This is a genomic window from Streptomyces sp. NPDC058619, assembly GCF_042717785.1.
Lineage (GTDB): Bacteria > Actinomycetota > Actinomycetes > Streptomycetales > Streptomycetaceae > Streptomyces.
Genome location: NZ_JBHXQN010000002.1, coordinates 280610 through 297390 on the forward strand (window position 1 = coordinate 280610; position 16781 = coordinate 297390).

A 16781-nucleotide genomic window follows, 5' to 3' on the forward strand; every position below is an offset into this window, starting at 1 on the left:
GGGTCAGCTCCGTCCGTGGCGCAGGGCGGGGTGGGCGCCGGCGGCGACGAGGTCGGCCACGGCAGACTTCGGGTCGCGGCCGGTGACCAGGGACTCCCCGACCAGAACGGCGTCGGCGCCTTCGTTGGCGTAGGCGATCAGGTCGTGCGGCCCGCGGATGCCGGATTCGGCGATCTTGACGATGTGGGCCGGGATCTCCTGGACGACGCGCTCGAAGACGGAGCGGTCGATCTTGAGGTCCTTGAGGTTGCGGGCGTTGACACCGATGATCTTGGCACCGGCGGCGACCGCGCGCTCCACTTCCTCCTCGTCGTGGACCTCGACGAGCGGGGTCAGGCCGATGGACTCGGCCCGCTCGATGAGGGAGACGAGGGCCTCCTGCTCCAGGGCCGCGACGATCAGCAGCGCGAGGTCGGCGCCGTAGGCGCGGGCCTCCCAGAGCTGGTACGCCGTGACGATGAAGTCCTTGCGCAGGATCGGGATGTCCACGCGGGCGCGGACGGCCTCCAGGTCGGCGAGGGAGCCACCGAAGCGGCGCTGCTCGGTGAGGACGGAGATGACCGCCGCACCGCCCGCCTCGTAGTCGGCGGCGAGCCCTGCCGGATCGGCGATCGCGGCCAGCGCGCCCTTGGACGGACTGGAACGCTTGACCTCGCAGATCACCTTGACGCTGTCACCGCGCAGTGCGGCGACGCCGTCCTTGGCCTGGGGCGCCTTGGCGGCACGCTCCTTGAGCTCGTCGAGGCTGACGCGGGACTGCCGTTCGGCAAGGTCTTCGCGGACCCCTTCGATGATCTCGTCGAGCACACTCACGCGAGCGGCCCCCTTCCGGGTCGATGACGGTCGGCCGCCTTGCAGACACGTTCAACAGCAAGGTCGACACTCAAATGGTATCCGCAGGACGCCTCGGCTCGGCACCCGGTTGACGCCGTCCCAATTACTGGACATTCGGAATGCCGGCTTCATTTGCCCTGCGTACGGGCCCTCAGGGGGCCAGGGCGGAACCGAAGGAAAGGTTCCGGACGACGGCGAAAACCAGTGCCGCGGTACCCAGACCCCACCAGTGCAGCGGCGTCAGCACCGGAGTCGGGACGGGCCCGCCGCGGACGGCGCGAACCAGCCACAGGGCCAGGAATCCCGCGAACGCGAAGTAGCCGACGACGGCGAGGGCATTTGCCCCGAAAGCTGTGATCAGATCGCCGTGGGCGAACGCGTGCGCGCTGCGCAGGCCCCCGCAGCCGGGGCACAGCACGCCGGTCAGCCGGAAGAGCGGGCAGACCGGATAGTGCCCGGGCTCGTTCGGGTCCACGGCGCCCACGTAGGCGAAGGCGCCGACGGCCGCGGCCAGGGTGAGCGCCGGGACGGCCGACCGCCGGGCCGCCGAGGCCCGTACGCCGGGCACGGGCGCCGTGGGCGCGGAAGCCGCGGGAGCAGGCTCCGTGGGCGCGGGACACCGGGGAACCGGGTCCGCGGGCCCCGGCCCCTCGGCGGGCGGGGCGGACGGCGGGGGCACGGGGGGTACGCGCGCCACCGGCGGCGGCCCGGCTTCGGGGGTGCGAGAGGCGTCCACCCGCTGATTCTCTCCGCTCACGACAAAAGGCGCAGCCCGACGGGGCCGCGCCTTTCGGATGTGCCGGAACTCAGACCTTGGCCGGGGCCTTGGACGCGGCGATGACCGCGGCGAGGTCGCGGTGGGTGGCCTTCGGCGCGCCCATGCCCGCGGCCTTCATCCCCATGCCCACGACACCGCCGAGGACGACGACGACGAGGCCGGCCCAGAAGCCGAGCGGGTTCGCCAGCACCATGAAGGCACCGGAGATGCAGAAACCGATGAAGGCGATCATTACACCGGTCCAGGCGGCCGGGGTGTGTCCGTGGCTAGTGCCCGCCATGAGTTGCTCCTCGTTGCTCTGTCGCACGTGCTGTGTCGAACGCTCGGTGTCATTGTCCCGTACCGCGCGCGGGGATCGTTCAGCGGGTCGGGTCCTCGCCGCGGTCCAGAGCCTTCCACAGATCCTCGGGCCGGTCGGGGTCAATCGCCGCGACCTTGCGGGTTCGGGGGCTGCCGTCACGCTCGTAGCGGCCCCCCATCGAGGGCCAGCTCCGGCCGTAGCGCAGCGCCAGCAGGCCGGCGGCCAGGATCAGCACCGCCCCGGCGGCCGTGACGTACGGCCATACCGTGTGGGTCAGGCCCGCCACGTGCGCGGCGGTGTCCGCGGTCGTACGGGCCGCCTGTGCGTCCAGGGCCCGGCGGCCGTCGGCGCCGAGGACGGCCGCCAGGGCCGCGCCCAGGCCGCTGAGCGCGAGCAGGCCGGAGACCAGGAGCCGGCTGCGGCCGCGTACCGCGAACACGGCGACCAGGGCCGCGAGGCCCACGATGGCCAGGGCGGCGGGCAGGCCGGTGACGGCCCGCCCGTCGGCCGTCAGCGGCAGCGCGTCGGCGCCGACCGCCGCGGTGCCCCGGGCCCAGGTCCGGCCGGAGGCCAGCAGGACGACGGTGGCACCGAGGGCGCCGAGCAGCAGGGCGACGGCCACGCTGCGGCGGCCGCCCCGGCCGTCGGCGGGGGCGTGGTCGGCGGCGGGGGCGTGGTCGGCGGCGGGGGCGTGGTCGACGGAGGCGCCGCCGGCTTCGGGGCCGTCGGCGCTCTCGGCGGCGGAATCGTCTCGGGACGGGGGTACGGCACTCACGTGCCCCACTATCCCCTACGCCCTCAGGAGCCGTGGAGGCGGTTCGCCGCTCCCACCGCACGGAGCACGGCGGCCGCCTTGTTGCGGCATTCCGCGTCCTCCAGCTCGGGCACCGAGTCGGCGACGACCCCGGCGCCCGCCTGGACGTACGCCGTCCCGTCGCGCAGCAGCGCGGTGCGGATGGCGATGGCCGTGTCGGAGTCTCCGGCGAAGTCGAGGTAGCCGACGCAGCCGCCGTAGAGGCCGCGCCGGGAGGGCTCCAGCTCCTCGATGATCTGCATGGCCCGGGGCTTCGGCGCGCCCGAGAGGGTGCCTGCCGGGAAGCAGGCGGTGAGCACGTCGAAGGCCGTCTTACCCTCGGCGACGCGACCGGTGACGGTGGACACGATGTGCATGACGTGCGAGTACCGCTCGACGGACATGAAGTCGACGACCTCCACGGATCCCGGCTCGCAGACCCGGCCGAGGTCGTTGCGGCCGAGGTCGACGAGCATGAGGTGCTCCGCGCGCTCCTTGGGGTCGGCCATCAGCTCCTCGGCGAGGTCGTGGTCCTCCTGCGGGGTGGCCCCGCGGTGGCGGGTGCCGGCGATGGGGTGGACCATGGCCCGGCCGTCCTCGACCTTGACCAGGGCCTCGGGGCTGGAGCCGACGACGTCGAAGCCGTTCTCGAAGCGGAAGAGGTACATGTACGGGGACGGGTTGGTGGCCCGCAGCACCCGGTAGACGTCCAGCGCGGAGGCGTGGCAGGGGGTCTCGAACCGCTGCGAGGGCACCACCTGGAAGGCCTCGCCGGAGCGGATGCGCTCCTTGATGTCCTCGACGGCGGCCTGGTACTTCTCGCCGCCCCACAGCGCCGAGTACTCGGGCAGCTCGGAGGCGGGCAGCGGGGCGGGGGTGTAGGGGGCCGGGCGGGAGAGGTCGGCCTCCATCGCGTCGAGGCGGGCCACGGCGTCGGCGTACGCCTCGTCCACTCCCGAGTCGAGGGCGTTGTGGTTGATGGCGTTCGCGATGAGCTGGACGGTGCCGTCCCAGTGGTCCAGGACCGCCAGGTCGGAGGTGAGCAGCATCGTCAGCTCGGGCAGTTCCAGGTCGTCCCGGGTGTGCTCGCCGATGCGCTCCAGGCGGCGCACGATGTCGTAGCCGAGGTAGCCGACCATGCCGCCGGTGAAGGGCGGCGTGCCGCCGGCGAGGTCGCGGGGGGTGTGCAGGGCCTCGACCGTGGCGCGCAGGGCGTCGAGCGGGTCTCCGTCGGTGGGCACGCCGACGGGCGGGGTGCCGATCCAGTGCGCCTGGCCGTCGCGGACGGTCAGGGTCGCGTCGCTGCGGACGCCGACGAAGGAGTAGCGGGACCAGGAGCGGCCGTTCTCGGCGGACTCCAGCAGGAAGGTCCCCGGGCGTTCGGCGGCGAGCTTGCGGTAGAGCCCGACGGGGGTGTCCCCGTCGGCCAGCAGCTTGCGGCTCACGGGGATGACGCGGCGGTCGGCCGCGAGCTTGCGGAACGTCTCAAGATCCATGGCGGTGCGAACCTACCTGTTCTCGGCTGCGGCGATCGGAAGGACGTCGGCGTCGAAGCAGGTGCGGGTACCGGTGTGGCAGGCGGCTCCGACCTGGTCGACCTTGACGAGCACGGTGTCGGCGTCGCAGTCGAGGGCGACGGATTTCACGTGCTGGAAGTGGCCGGAAGTATCCCCCTTGACCCAGTACTCCTGGCGGCTGCGGGACCAGTACGTGCAGCGGCCGGTGGTCAGGGTGCGGTGCAGGGCCTCGTCGTCCATCCAGCCGAGCATGAGCACCTCACCGGTGTCGTACTGCTGGGCGATGGCCGGTACCAGGCCGTCGGCGGAGCGCTTGAGGCGCGCGGCGATGGCGGGGTCGAGGTTGCCGGGGCGGGGGGACGTAACCATGCGGCCATTGTGCCGGGCGGCGGGCCGCGGTACGGATCACCGTCCGCCTGATGGGCGGGCACAAGGCGGGTTCCGGCCGTAGGCTGGCCCGCATGTCTACCCATGCGAAGCGCGAACGCCTCTTGCTGGCGGACCTGTTGGAGGCGGCCGGGCCGCAGGCGCCGACCCTGTGCGAAGGCTGGACGTGCCGGGACCTCGCGGCGCACGTGGTGGTCCGCGAGCGGCGGCCGGACGCGGCGGGCGGGCTGCTGCTGAACGTGCTGAAGGCCCGGCTGGACAAGGCGATGGACGAGTACCGGGCCAAGCCGTACGAGGAGCTCGTCCAGCTGATCCGGACCGGGCCGCCGAAGTTCTCCGTGTACGCGCTGAAGCAGATCGACGAGGCGGCGAACGCGGTGGAGTTCTACGTACACGCGGAGGACGTCCGGCGGGCGCAGCCCGACTGGTCGCCGCGGGAGCTGGACCCGGTGTTCTCGGACTCCCTGTGGTCCCGGCTGGAGAAGCTGGCCCGCCTGGCGGGGCGGCGCTCGCCGGTGGGCCTGGTCCTGCGGCGGCCCGACGGCCGGACGGCGGTGGCGCGCAAGGGCGTGCCGGTGGTGACGGTGACGGGCGAGCCGGGCGAGCTGACGCTGTTCTGCTTCGGCCGCCAGGACTCCGCCGCGGTGACCCTGGACGGCGACAAGACGGCTGTCGCGGAGCTGACGGTGGCGGAACTGGGCCTGTGACGCCCGGTGGCCCCGCCGGTCGGGCGGGGCCACCGGGGCCGGGCGTGTCGCGGGACGGTCAGCGGACCGGGTGGCCCGCTTCGCGCAGGGCCGTCTTGACCTCGGAGATCCGCAGGTCGCCGAAATGGAACACCGACGCGGCGAGCACCGCGTCCGCGCCCGCCCCGATCGCCGGCGCGAAGTGCGCGAGGCGGCCCGCGCCGCCCGAGGCGATCACCGGGACGGTCACGTGCCGGCGTACGGCCGCGATCATCTCGGTGTCGTAGCCGTCCTTGGTGCCGTCCGCGTCCATCGAGTTCAGCAGGATCTCCCCGGCGCCCAGCTCGGCGGCCCGGTGGGCCCACTCGACGGCGTCGATGCCGGTGCCCTTGCGGCCGCCGTGGGTGGTGACCTCGAAGGAGCCCGAGGCGGTGCGGCGGGCGTCGACGGACAGGACGAGGACCTGCCGGCCGAAGCGCTCCGCGATCTCCTGGATGAGTTCGGGGCGGGCGATGGCGGCGGTGTTCACACCGACCTTGTCCGCGCCGGCCCGCAGCAGCTTGTCGACGTCGTCCGCGGTCCGGACGCCGCCGCCCACGGTCAGCGGGATGAAGACCTGCTCGGCGGTGCGGCGCACCACGTCGTAGGTGGTCTCGCGATTGCCGGAGGACGCGCTGATGTCGAGGAAGGTCAGCTCGTCGGCGCCCTCGGCGTCGTACAGCTTGGCCATCTCCACCGGGTCGCCGGCGTCCCGCAGGTTCTGGAAGTTGACGCCCTTGACGACCCGGCCGTTGTCCACGTCCAGGCAGGGGATCACGCGTACGGCGAGGGTCATGCGGACGCCTCCCCGGGGGTCGCGGCGTCGGCGCCGGTGAGGGCCGGGCCGAAGGCCTCGACCTCCACCTCGACGACCATGCCCGGGTCGACGAAACCGGAGACGATGATCATGGAGGCGGCGGGCCTGACGGAGTCGAACAGCTCCTTGTGGGCGCGGCCGACCTCCTCCACGTCGCGGGCGTGGGTGAGGTACAGGCGGGTGCGCACCACGTGCTCGGGGCCTAGTCCGGCCTGGGTGAGCGCCTTGAAGGCGACGCCGAAGGCGCCGACCGTCTGGTCGTACGGGCCGCCGGCGTCGGCCGCGGTGCAGCCGGAGACCAGCACCAGGCCGTTCGGGAGCTGGACGGCGCGGGAGTAGCCGATGACGTCCTCGTAGGCGCCGCCGGAGGAGATGCGGCGTACGGAGTCGGAGCTCATGCGGAGACCACCTTCAGGGCTTCTTCCAGGGTGAAGGCCTTGGCGTACAGGGCCTTGCCGACGATCGCGCCCTCGACGCCCAGCGGGACCAGCTCGGAGAGCGCCCGCAGGTCGTCCAGGGAGGAGATGCCGCCGGAGGCCACGACGGGCCGGTCCGTGGCGGCGCAGACGTTCTTCAGCAGCTCCAGGTTGGGGCCGGTGAGCGTGCCGTCCTTGCCGATGTCGGTGACGACGTAGCGGGCGCAGCCCTCGGAGTCCAGGCGGGCGAGGGTCTCGTACAGGTCGCCGCCCTCGCTGGTCCAGCCGCGGCCCTTGAGGGTGGTGCCGCGGACGTCGAGGCCGACGGCGATGCGGTCGCCGTGGTCGGCGATGGCCTCGGCGGCCCACTCGGGGGTCTCCAGGGCCGCGGTGCCGAGGTTGACGCGGGTGCAGCCGGTGGCGAGCGCCGCGGCGAGCGAGGCGTCGTCGCGGATGCCGCCGGACAGCTCGACCTTGATGTCCATCGCGCCGGTGATCTCGGCGACCAGGGCGCGGTTGTCGCCGGTGCCGAAGGCCGCGTCGAGGTCGACCAGGTGGAGCCATTCGGCGCCGGAGGCCTGCCAGGCGAGGGCTGCCTCCAGCGGAGAGCCGTAGGAGGTCTCGCTGCCGGAGACGCCGTGCACGAGGCGGACGGCCTGTCCGTCGCGGACGTCGACCGCGGGGAGGAGTTCCAGCTTCGCTGAGGACACGGGCATCAGAGGGTCTCGATCCAGTTGGTGAGGAGCTGGGCTCCGGCGTCGCCGGACTTCTCGGGGTGGAACTGGGTGGCCCACAGGGCCCCGTTCTCCACCGCCGCGACGAAGGGCTCGCCGTGGGTGGCCCAGGTGACGCGGGGGGCGCGGATGGCGGGGTTGGTGACCTCCAGGCTCCACTCGCGCGCCGCGTAGGAGTGCACGAAGTAGAAGCGGGCGTCGGTGTCCAGGCCGGCGAAGGCCTGGCTGTCGGCCGGGGCCTCGACGGTGTTCCAGCCCATGTGGGGGACGATCGGGGCCCTGAGCGGACCGACCGTGCCGGGCCACTCGTCGAGGCCCTCGGTCTCGACACCGTGCTCGATGCCGCGCTCGAAGAGGATCTGCATGCCGACGCAGATGCCCATGACCGGGCGGCCGCCGGAGAGCCGGCGGCCGATGATCCAGTCGCCTCGGGCGTCCTTGAGGCCCTTCATGCAGGCGGAGAAGGCGCCGACGCCGGGGACGAGGAGCCCGTCGGCGTCCATCGCCCGGTCGTAGTCGCGGGTGATCTCCACGTCCGCGCCGACGCGCGCGAGGGCGCGTTCGGCGGAGCGGACGTTGCCGAAGCCGTAGTCGAAGACGACGACCTTCTTGGTCGGTCCGGCAGTGCTCATTCCCAGACCCCTTGGATGCGCAGGACTCCGGCGGCGAGACACATCGCGGAGCTGATGGCGAGCAGGATGACGACCGACTTGGGCATCTTCTGCTTCTGGAAGGAGTAGACGCCGCCGGCCAGGAAGAGGCCGAGGACGATCAGGATGGTGTTGAGGCCGTTCACGGCTAGAGGGCGCCCTTCGTGGAGGGCAGGATGCCGGCCGCGCGCGGGTCGAACTCCGCGGCGTAGCGCAGGGCGCGGGCGAGGGCCTTGAACTGGCACTCCACGATGTGGTGGGCGTTGCGGCCGTACGGGACGTGGATGTGCAGGGCGATCTGGGCCTGCGCGACGAAGGACTCGAAGATGTGCCGGGTCATCGTCGTGTCGTACGTGCCGATCATCGGCGCCATGTTCTCGGGCTCGGTGTGCACGAGGTACGGGCGGCCGGACAGGTCGACGGTCACCTGGGCGAGGGACTCGTCGAGCGGCACGGTGCAGTTGCCGAAGCGGTAGATGCCGACCTTGTCGCCGAGGGCCTGCTTGAAGGCGGCGCCGAGGGCGAGGGCGCTGTCCTCGATGGTGTGGTGGCTGTCGATGTGCAGGTCGCCCTCGGTCTTGACCGTGAGGTCGAAGAGGCCGTGGCGGCCGAGCTGGTCGAGCATGTGGTCGTAGAAGCCCACGCCCGTCGAGACGTCGACCTTGCCGGTTCCGTCGAGGTTTATCTCGACGACGACCGAGGTCTCCTTCGTGGTGCGCTCGACCCGTCCGATGCGGCTCATGCCTGCTGCTCCTTCTTCAGTGCGCGAACCGCTTCCAGGAACGCGTCGTTCTCGGCCGGGGTGCCGGCGGTGACCCGCAGCCAGCCCGGTACGCCGTTGTCCCGGACCAGGACGCCCCGGTCGAGGATCTTCTGCCATGCGGTGTGGGAGTCCGGGAACCTGCCGAACTGGATGAAGTTCGCGTCGGACTCGGTGACCTCGAAGCCGAGGCCCCGCAGCTCGGTGACGAGCCGGTCGCGTTCGGCCTTGAGCTGCTCGACGTAGCCGAGCAGGGTGTCGGTGTGCTCCAGGGCGGCCAGTGCGGTCGCCTGGGTGACGGCCGACAGGTGGTACGGCAGGCGCACCAGCTGGACGGCGTCCACGACGGCGGGGTGCGCGGCCAGGTAGCCCAGGCGCAGTCCGGCGGCTCCGAAGGCCTTGGACATGGTCCGGGAGACCACGAGGTTCGGCCGGCCCTCGATGAGGGGCAGCAGCGAGTCCCGGTGGCTGAACTCCACGTACGCCTCGTCCACGATCACGATCGAGGGCTTGGCGGCCTGGGCGGCCTCGTAGAGGGCCAGGACCGTCTCCGCCCCCACCGCGGTGCCCGTGGGGTTGTTGGGCGAGGTGATGAAGACGACGTCGGGGGCGTGCTCGGCGACGGCCCGCTCCGCGGCCTCCACGTCGATGGTGAAGTCCTCCCGGCGCGGGCCGGAGATCCAGCCGGTGCCGGTGCCGCGGGCGATCAGCGCGTGCATCGAGTACGAGGGCTCGAAGCCGATCGCGGTGCGGCCGGGCCCGCCGAAGGTCTGCAGCAGCTGCTGGAGGACCTCGTTGGAGCCGTTGGCGGCCCACACGTTCTCCCGGGCGACCGGGTGCTTGCCGGTGCGCGTGAGGTAGGCGGCCAGCTCGGTGCGCAGCTCGACGGCGTCCCGGTCGGGGTAGCGGTTGAGGGTGCGGGCGGCGTCGGCCACGCGCTCGGCGATCCGCGCGACGAGCTCCTCGGGGAGCCCGTACGGGTTCTCGTTGGTGTTCAGCTGGACGGGCACGTCGAGCTGCGGGGCGCCGTACGGGGTCTTGCCGCGCAGCTCGTCGCGGACGGGGAGGTCGTCGATGCCGAGGTCGGCGGTCACTGCTGGGGGACCTTCCATCCGCTGTGCTGGTTTGGTACGGCTCCGCCAAAACGCGCCTTCAGGGCGGCGCCGTGCGCGGGCAGGTCCTCGGCCTCGGCCAGTGCCACCACGTGGTGGGTGACCTCGGCGAGGGCGTCGCGCGTGTAGTCGACGATGTGGACGCCGCGCAGGAAGGACTGCACGGACAGGCCGGAGGAGTGGCAGGCGCAGCCCGCGGTGGGCAGCACGTGGTTCGATCCGGCGCAGTAGTCGCCGAGGGAGACCGGGGACCAGGCGCCGACGAAGATCGCACCGGCGTTGCGGACGCGGGCGGCCCAGGCGGCGGCGTCGGCGGTCTGGATCTCCAGGTGCTCGGCGCCGTACGCGTCGACGACCTTGAGGCCGTCCTCCAGGCTGTCGACCAGCACGATCGCGGACTGGCGCCCGGCGAGCGCCGGCTTGATCCGGTCCTCGACGTGCTTGGACGCGGCGACCTGCGGCTCCAGCTCCTTCTCGACCGCGGCCGCGAGGTCCTCGGAGTCGGTGACCAGGACGGCGGCGGCCAGCGGGTCGTGCTCGGCCTGGCTGATCAGGTCGGCGGCGACGTGCACGGGGTCGGCCGTGGAGTCGGCGAGGACGGCGATCTCGGTCGGTCCGGCCTCGGTGTCGATGCCGATGCGGCCGGTGAAGTAGCGCTTGGCGGCGGCGACCCAGATGTTGCCGGGGCCGGTCACCATGTTGACCGGCGGGCAGTCCTCCGTGCCGTACGCGAACATCGCGACGGCCACGGCGCCGCCCACGGCGTACACCTCGTCCACGCCGAGCAGGGCGCACGCGGCGAGGATCGTCGGGTGCGGCAGGCCCCCGAAGGGGTCCCCGTCGAAGGCGGGCCTCTGGGGCGGGGACGCGAGCGCGATCGACGCGACGCCCGCCTCCTGCGCCGGGACGACGTTCATGACGACGGAGGAGGGGTAGACCGAGCGGCCGCCCGGGGCGTACAGCCCCACGCGCTCCACCGGAATCCACTTCTCGGTCACGGTTCCGCCGGGGACCACCTGGGTGGTGTGCTCGGTGCGGCGCTGTGCGCGGTGCACGATCCGGGCGCGCCGGATCGACTCCTCCAGGGCGGCGCGGACGGCCGGGTCCAGCTGTTCCAGGGCGGCGTCGAGGGCCTCCGCGGGTACCCGGACCTGCGCGAGCTCGACCCCGTCGAACTTCTGCGCGTACTCGATGAGCGCCGCCGTGCCGCGATGGTGGACGTCCTCGCAGATGGGCCGCACCTTCTCCAGGGCGGCTTCAACGTCGAACTCGGCACGGGGCAGCAGATCGCGCAGGGCGCCCCCCTCGGGGAGGGAGTCGCCGCGCAGGTCGATACGAGAGATCACCCCCCAATTCTCTCAGACCGCCCAGCGGCACCGTTCGCCTGTATCACTGGCTGATACACGCCCCGGGTGTCACAGCCGCCCGTTAGCGTTCCCCTACACGCAGGTACGGCGGAGGGGGACCGCATGACCGAGGCACGCCCGGGCGAGGCGCCGGCGGACCTCACCGGTCCCGAGCGCCGCATGTGGGAGGCGTTCCGTACGGGCGCCGTCTGCGACCTGAGCGCGCGGGCCGCCGACCGGGACGATCCGCACGCCGAGCGGGTCTGGGGGCCGGAGCGGGCCGTCCGGGCCGACGTGGTGGCGCTGCTGCTGCTCCACGGGCCGCCCCCGGTGCCGGGCAGGGTGGCCTCGCTCAAGCTGCGCGGCGTACGGATCACCGGGCGGCTCGACCTGTCCGGCGGCGCCGTGGCCCCGTACGTGGAGCTCCAGTCCTGCCGGTTCGACGGCGAGATCCAGCTCTCGGAGGCCCGCTTCGGCACGCTGCGCCTGGTCAACTGCGCGGTCCCGCGGCTGGAGGCGGCGCGGCTGCACACCGAGGGCGACCTGCACCTGCCGCGCTGCCGGGTGGCCCGGGGCATCCGGCTGACCGACGCGCAGATCGGCACCGACCTGCTGATCAGCCAGGCGGTGGTGCAGCGGGACAACAAGGGCCGGGCCGTCGTCGCCGACGGCATGTCGGTCGCGCAGGACTTCCAGGGCGAGATGCTGGAGACGTACGGCGAGGTGAGCCTGCGGGGCGCGAAGGTCGGCGTGTCGATGAACCTGCGCGGGGCCCGTCTGCGCAATCCGTACGGGCGCTTCGCGCTCAACGCCCCGCAGCTGACCGTCGAGCGGACCCTGTACCTGACCTCGATCGCGCTGGACCACGTCCCCGGCTCGAACTCCTCCACTCCCCCGTACGGTCTGGGCCTGATGCCGCCGAACGGGCGGCGGCAGCAGCGCTTCGAGTGCCGGGGCGGGCTGCGGCTGGACGACGGGCGCTTCGGCGACGCGATCGACTTCTACGGCGCCCGCTTCCTCCTCACCGAGGAGCAGGAGATATCCCTGCGCCGGATCCAGACCCCCGAGTTCCGCTTCGTCGGCGAGCGGCCGGAGCGCGGGCGGGTGGTGGTGTCGGGGGCCAAGGTGGTCAAGCTGGTCGACAGCTCCACCAGCTGGCCGGGTCCGGGCGGGCTCGCCATCGAGGGCTTCGTGTACGAGACCCTCGCGCCCCGCGGCCACTTCCCCCTCGCCCGGCGCCTGGCCTGGGTGGAGGCGGCCACCCCCGAGTACTCGCCGGATCCGTACGAGCGGCTCGCCGCCGTCCTGCGGGGCGGCGGCGAGGACTCGGACGCCCGCCGGGTGCTGCTGGCCAAGCAGCGCCGCCGCCGGACCACCCTGCCTCCGGCGGCGCGGGCCTGGGGGTACCTCCAGGACTGGACGGTGGTCTACGGCTACCGGCCGGGGCGGGCGGCGCTGTGGATGGTGGTCCTCTGGGCGGCGGGCACGCTGCTGTTCTCCCAGCACGACCCCCCGCCGATCAAGGCGGACGAGCACCCGCAGTGGAACGCGACCCTGTACGCGCTCGACCTCCTGCTGCCGGTGATCGACCTCGGCCAGCAGGGGCACTGGAAGGTGGAGGGCGGCTGGCAGTGGGGCGCGGCGGCCCTCGTCATCCTGGGCTGGATCCTGGCCACCACGGTGGCCGCGGGCGCGTCCCGCCTGCTGAGGCGGGGGTGACGGGTCCGGGCCCGCGGCCATTACCCTGTGCCTCGTGACCACCGTTCGCCTGCCCCTCTTCCCGCTGAACTCGGTGCTGTTCCCGGGACTCGTCCTCCCGCTGAACATCTTCGAGGAGCGCTATCGCGCCATGATGAGCGAGCTCCTGAAGACGGGCGAGGACGAGCCGCGCCGGTTCGCGGTCGTCGCGATCCGCGACGGCCGGGAGGTCGCGCCGACCGCGCCCGGCCTCCCGGACCAGACGGCCCTCCCCGAGCGGGGACCGGCCGCCGGTTTCGGCGCGGACCCGATCCAGGCCTTCCACCGGGTGGGCTGCATCGCGGACGCGGCGACGATCCGGGAGCGGGAGGACGGCAGCTTCGAGGTCCTGGCGACCGGCACGACGCGGGTCCGCCTGGTGTCCGTGGACTCCTCGGGCCCCTACCTGACGGCGGAGCTGGAAGAGCTGCCCGAGGACACGGGCGAGGGCGCCGGCGCCCTGGCCGAGGGGGTCCTGCGGGCCTTCCGCGCCTACCAGAAGCGCCTGGCCGGGGCCCGCGAGCGGTCCCTGACGGGCGCGGAGCTCCCCGACGAGCCGTCGGTGGTGTCGTACCTGGTGGCGGCGGCGGCGGTGCTGGACATCCCGGCGAAGCAGCGGCTGCTCCAAGCCCCGGACACGGCGACGCGGCTGGCGGAGGAACTGAAGCTGCTGCGCGCGGAGACCGCGGTGATCCGGCACCTGCCGTCGCTGCCGGCGGTGGACCTGACCCGCTCCCCCACGAGCCCGAACTGATGGCGAAGAAGAAGGCGCAGCCGACGGGCACCCCGGCGATCGTGGCCCTGACGGCGGCGGGGGTCTCCTTCGCCACCCACGCGTACGAGCACGACCCGGCGCACCCCTCGTACGGCGAGGAGGCCGCCGAGGCCATGGGAGTCTCGCCGGCCCAGGTGTTCAAGACGCTGGTCACGGACGTGGACGGGGTCCTGACGGTGGCCGTGGTGCCGGTGTCGGGCTCCCTGGACCTCAAGGCCCTGGCGACGGCGGTCGGCGGCAAGCGGGCGGCGATGGCCGACCCGGTGCTGGCGGAGCGCACGACGGGGTACGTCCGAGGTGGCATCTCACCGCTGGGGCAGCGCAAGCGGCTGCGCACGGTGCTGGACGCCTCGGCCTCGGACCGCGCCACGATCTGCGTGTCGGCGGGCCGCCGGGGCCTGGAGGTCGAGCTGTCCCCCGCGGACCTGGCCGCTCTGACGGGTGCCGTCCTGGCCCCCATCGCCCGCACCTGACCGCGGGGCCCGCGGCCGCAGAGCCCGCGGACCACCGGGCCCGCCGACCACCGGTCCCCCGACCGCAGGGCCCCGGGCGTTTCAGCCCCGCGGGGGCTCCGGCGCGGCCGGATCGGCGTGGACGTGCGGCGGCGGGTACTGGGCGGCGGCCCACTCCGGCACCGGCTCCGGGTCGTGCGGGGACCACAGGGCCGTCAGCCCGAGGTGCACGAGCACCGCGGCCATCGGCCACGCGAGCAGCACCCCGTGCGCCAGCAGCTGGAGCGGCGCGTCGAACGGGACCCCCTTGCCGGCCTGCCGCGCGGCGGTGACCAGGTCCGCGGAGGGGCCCAGCCACAGGCCGAGCCGCCAGCCCACCAGCGCGGCGAAGCAGGAACCGACCGCCAGGCCGATCACCAGCGTCACGCCGCCGGCCCGGCGCCACAGGAAGACGCCGACGGCGCTCAGCACGCCCAGACCGGCGGCCAGCAGGAAGAAGGTGCCGTCCGCCCCGATCCGGGCCTCGCTCTCGGTGTTGCGCAGGAACACGGCCTCCCCGTTGGAGACGTACTGCGCCCGCGGCGCCAGCCACGCCCACAGCAGTCCCAGGAGCACGCCGGCCACACCGACCGCGAGGGCGACGGCGGCGCCGTCCCGGACGTCCGCCGGGGTGACGGCGGCGTCGCCCCCGCCGGCCTTGCGGGGCGGGAGCGACGGCGGGTCGAACGGGGAGGGCGGGGTCACGGCTTCGGTCACCCCCACATCGTGCCAGGTGAGCCCGGCACCGGCTTCAGCGGACCGCCGCCCGGCGGTACGCCCAGGTGGCGAGGGCCAGCGACAGCACGCCGACGGCGGCGCACACGCCCAGGTCGAAGAGGACCACGGCCCAGTCGGGGTCCGCCGCGAAGGTACGGGCGAACGCCTCCACCCCGTACGTGGACGGCAGCAGGTCCCGCGCCCACACGATCACCTCCGGCATCCGCTCCGGCGGCAGCACCCCCAGCAGCAGCGCGGCGGACATGCCGAGCTGCCCGGCCAGCGTGGCCAGCTCCTGTCGCGGCGCGAGCAGCCCCAGGGCCGCCCCGAGCCCGGCCAGCGCGGCCCCGGCCAGCGGAACCACGGCGGCCAGGATCCACAGCCCGCCCATCGGCAGCCCGAAGAGCACGCACCCGAACACCGCGGTGACCAGGGTGCCCGGCAGGGTGAACGAGGCGTACGCGGCGGCCGCGCCCAGCACCACCGACGCGGGCGGCACCGGCAGGGTGGCGTAGTGGTCGAGCCCGCCGCCGGCCCGCAGCTGCCCGAAGTACTGCGCGAGCAGGTTCAGCGCGACGAAGGCGACCACGAGCACGGAGGAGCCTGCCACGACGGCCCGCGCCTCCGAACCGCCGTCCACCACGCCCCGCATCAGGATCATGATGCCGACGGACTGGAACGTGGCCACGAACAGCAGCGGGATCCGCGCGACCCGCGCCCGGGACAGCTGCGCCCTGTACACGGCGGCCAGCGCGGGGAAGAACCGCGCCTTCGGCGCCAGCTCGGCGGGGGCGCACACGGAGCCGGCGTGGACGCCCACGGCGTCCGCGGCAGCGGTAGTCACGACTTGACCAGACCCTTCATCCGCCCGCCCAGCGCCAGGTAGACGTCCTCCAGGCTCGGCGTCGCCAACGTGAAATCGTCGAGGGCGGCGAACGCCGGCCCCCCGGTGACGGCGGCCACCGCGGCCCGCGCCTCCTCCGGCGGCAGCCGCAGCACCCAGCGGCGGCCGGACTCGGCGGCCAGCGGGGCGAGCGCCGCGACCTCCGGCACCTCCAGCGGCGCGGCGGAGCGCCACACCAGCTCCAGCCGGACCTCGCCGGAGACCTTGGCCCTCAGCCCGGACGGGGTGTCGCAGGCGATGACCTTGCCCTGGTCGATGACGGCGACCCGGTCGAGGACGGTCTCCGCCTCGATGACGTTGTGCGTGACGAGCAGGACGGTCGCGCCGTGCCGCTCGCGCCGCCGGTCCACGGCCGACCAGACGGCCCGCCGGGCGAGCGGGTCCATGCCGGTGGTGGGCTCGTCGAGGACCAGGAAGGGCCGCTCGCCCACCAGCGTGGCGGCGAAGCAGGCCAGGCGCCGCTGGCCGCCGGAGAGCTTCTTCAGGGGCCGCCCGGCGATCTCGGTCAGCCCGAGCTCCTCCAGTACGCAGTCACGCGCCGCCCGCGCCGCCCGGGCGTCGAGCCCCCGCAGCCGGCCGGTGGTCTCGGCGGCCAGGGACACGGTCAGCTCGTCCAGGGCGGTGGACTCCTGCCCCAGGTAGGCGAGCAGCCGGGCCGCCCGCCCGGGGTGGCGTACGAGGTCGTGTCCGAGCAGGGTCACGGTGCCCGCGTCCGGCCGCATCAGGCCGGTGAGCTGGCGGACCAGGGTGGACTTGCCGGCGCCGTTGGGGCCGAGGAGGCCGAAGATCTCGCCGCGCCGCACGTCGAGGCAGACGCCGTCCGTGGCGCGGGTCTCGGGCAGGGCCGGAGCCCCGCGCCGACCGCGCACCGCCGGATACGTCTTGACCAGGTCACGCACCGCGCAGACCACGTCGGAGGCCGTTTCCGCGGCTGCTGCCGTGCCGTGCTTCCCGCGTGGTTCCGCCTGTGCTGTGCCCGTGCTCACG

General features: G+C 73.6%; 21 protein-coding genes. 4 read left to right on the forward strand and 17 right to left on the reverse strand.

The annotated features are described in order from the left end of the window. Nucleotides 1-3 precede the first annotated feature (3 nt). From trpC to hisI, 6 genes are all read right to left on the reverse strand, one after another. A complete protein-coding gene (gene trpC / locus ACFWTC_RS03450; protein WP_267720961.1) occupies nt 4-813 on the reverse strand; it encodes an indole-3-glycerol phosphate synthase TrpC in 810 nt (269 codons plus the stop codon). Nucleotides 814-985: 172 nt separating this feature from the next. Then, nucleotides 986-1402, reverse strand: coding sequence for a DUF2752 domain-containing protein (locus tag ACFWTC_RS03455; RefSeq protein ID WP_383923972.1), 417 nt, complete (start codon nt 1400-1402; stop codon nt 986-988). Between the two features lie 238 nt (nt 1403-1640). Beyond that, nucleotides 1641-1892 carry an HGxxPAAW family protein gene (locus ACFWTC_RS03460; protein ID WP_383923975.1) on the reverse strand — a complete coding sequence of 84 codons (252 nt, stop codon included), beginning with the start codon at nt 1890-1892 and terminating at the stop codon, nt 1641-1643. Between the two features lie 79 nt (nt 1893-1971). Beyond that, on the reverse strand, nt 1972-2688 hold the full coding sequence (locus tag ACFWTC_RS03465; protein WP_384025676.1) for a TIGR02234 family membrane protein: 717 nt from the start codon (nt 2686-2688) through the stop codon (nt 1972-1974). Between the two features lie 23 nt (nt 2689-2711). Then, nucleotides 2712-4202 (reverse strand): anthranilate synthase component I, encoded by a 1491-nt coding sequence (locus tag ACFWTC_RS03470; RefSeq protein ID WP_267720957.1) that lies wholly within the window; start codon nt 4200-4202, stop codon nt 2712-2714. Nucleotides 4203-4214: 12 nt separating this feature from the next. Continuing rightward, complete coding sequence (gene hisI, locus ACFWTC_RS03475; protein WP_383923983.1) at nt 4215-4592, reverse strand: phosphoribosyl-AMP cyclohydrolase; 378 nt, start codon at nt 4590-4592, stop codon at nt 4215-4217. Nucleotides 4593-4684: 92 nt separating this feature from the next. Between hisI and ACFWTC_RS03480 the strand changes: the two genes are divergently transcribed. Beyond that, nucleotides 4685-5317 carry a TIGR03085 family metal-binding protein gene (locus ACFWTC_RS03480; protein WP_383923985.1) on the forward strand — a complete coding sequence of 211 codons (633 nt, stop codon included), beginning with the start codon at nt 4685-4687 and terminating at the stop codon, nt 5315-5317. 58 nt (nt 5318-5375) lie between these two features. Here ACFWTC_RS03480 and hisF read toward each other — a convergent pair whose 3' ends face one another. From hisF to hisD, 8 genes are read right to left on the reverse strand one after another with little or no spacing between them, the layout of a single operon-like run. Further along, nucleotides 5376-6131 (reverse strand): imidazole glycerol phosphate synthase subunit HisF, encoded by a 756-nt coding sequence (gene hisF, locus ACFWTC_RS03485; protein ID WP_383923988.1) that lies wholly within the window; start codon nt 6129-6131, stop codon nt 5376-5378. Next, nucleotides 6128-6550 carry a RidA family protein gene (locus tag ACFWTC_RS03490; RefSeq protein ID WP_383923990.1) on the reverse strand — a complete coding sequence of 141 codons (423 nt, stop codon included), beginning with the start codon at nt 6548-6550 and terminating at the stop codon, nt 6128-6130. The genes hisF and ACFWTC_RS03490 overlap by 4 nt, the downstream gene beginning before the upstream one ends. Then, the gene (priA, locus tag ACFWTC_RS03495) at nt 6547-7284 is read right to left on the reverse strand and encodes a bifunctional 1-(5-phosphoribosyl)-5-((5-phosphoribosylamino)methylideneamino)imidazole-4-carboxamide isomerase/phosphoribosylanthranilate isomerase PriA (RefSeq protein ID WP_383923993.1); all 738 of its coding nucleotides are present in this window, start codon (nt 7282-7284) and stop codon (nt 6547-6549) included. Before priA ends, ACFWTC_RS03490 begins: the two co-directional genes overlap by 4 nt. Beyond that, nucleotides 7284-7934, reverse strand: a complete 651-nt coding sequence (gene hisH / locus ACFWTC_RS03500) for an imidazole glycerol phosphate synthase subunit HisH (protein ID WP_383923996.1) — start codon at nt 7932-7934, stop codon at nt 7284-7286. Before hisH ends, priA begins: the two co-directional genes overlap by 1 nt. Further along, on the reverse strand, nt 7931-8098 hold the full coding sequence (locus tag ACFWTC_RS03505) for a hypothetical protein (RefSeq protein WP_383923999.1): 168 nt from the start codon (nt 8096-8098) through the stop codon (nt 7931-7933). The genes hisH and ACFWTC_RS03505 overlap by 4 nt, the downstream gene beginning before the upstream one ends. Nucleotides 8099-8100: 2 nt before the next feature. Beyond that, nucleotides 8101-8694, reverse strand: coding sequence for an imidazoleglycerol-phosphate dehydratase HisB (hisB, locus tag ACFWTC_RS03510; RefSeq protein ID WP_053682211.1), 594 nt, complete (start codon nt 8692-8694; stop codon nt 8101-8103). Then, entirely contained in the window at nt 8691-9806 is a 1116-nt protein-coding gene (locus ACFWTC_RS03515) for a histidinol-phosphate transaminase (RefSeq protein ID WP_383924003.1), read from the reverse strand. Before ACFWTC_RS03515 ends, hisB begins: the two co-directional genes overlap by 4 nt. Then, nucleotides 9803-11170 carry a histidinol dehydrogenase gene (hisD, locus tag ACFWTC_RS03520; RefSeq protein ID WP_383924006.1) on the reverse strand — a complete coding sequence of 456 codons (1368 nt, stop codon included), beginning with the start codon at nt 11168-11170 and terminating at the stop codon, nt 9803-9805. Before hisD ends, ACFWTC_RS03515 begins: the two co-directional genes overlap by 4 nt. Nucleotides 11171-11293: 123 nt before the next feature. On the opposite strand from hisD, the gene ACFWTC_RS03525 reads away from it, so the two are divergent. From ACFWTC_RS03525 to ybaK, 3 genes are read left to right on the forward strand one after another with little or no spacing between them, the layout of a single operon-like run. Continuing rightward, a complete protein-coding gene (locus ACFWTC_RS03525; RefSeq protein ID WP_384025679.1) occupies nt 11294-12889 on the forward strand; it encodes an oxidoreductase in 1596 nt (531 codons plus the stop codon). Nucleotides 12890-12923: 34 nt separating this feature from the next. Further along, a complete protein-coding gene (locus ACFWTC_RS03530; RefSeq protein WP_383924011.1) occupies nt 12924-13661 on the forward strand; it encodes an LON peptidase substrate-binding domain-containing protein in 738 nt (245 codons plus the stop codon). Further along, nucleotides 13661-14155 (forward strand): Cys-tRNA(Pro) deacylase, encoded by a 495-nt coding sequence (ybaK, locus tag ACFWTC_RS03535; RefSeq protein WP_383924014.1) that lies wholly within the window; start codon nt 13661-13663, stop codon nt 14153-14155. The genes ACFWTC_RS03530 and ybaK overlap by 1 nt, the downstream gene beginning before the upstream one ends. 81 nt (nt 14156-14236) lie before the next feature. Here ybaK and ACFWTC_RS03540 read toward each other — a convergent pair whose 3' ends face one another. From ACFWTC_RS03540 to ACFWTC_RS03550, 3 genes are read right to left on the reverse strand one after another with little or no spacing between them, the layout of a single operon-like run. Further along, on the reverse strand, nt 14237-14890 hold the full coding sequence (locus tag ACFWTC_RS03540; RefSeq protein WP_383924017.1) for a hypothetical protein: 654 nt from the start codon (nt 14888-14890) through the stop codon (nt 14237-14239). A gap of 34 nt (nt 14891-14924) precedes the next feature. Beyond that, nucleotides 14925-15734: an ABC transporter permease gene (locus ACFWTC_RS03545; protein WP_383924020.1), complete on the reverse strand. Its 810-nt coding sequence runs from the start codon at nt 15732-15734 to the stop codon at nt 14925-14927. Further along, complete coding sequence (locus ACFWTC_RS03550; RefSeq protein ID WP_383924023.1) at nt 15731-16780, reverse strand: ABC transporter ATP-binding protein; 1050 nt, start codon at nt 16778-16780, stop codon at nt 15731-15733. The genes ACFWTC_RS03545 and ACFWTC_RS03550 overlap by 4 nt, the downstream gene beginning before the upstream one ends. Nucleotide 16781 lies beyond the last annotated feature (1 nt).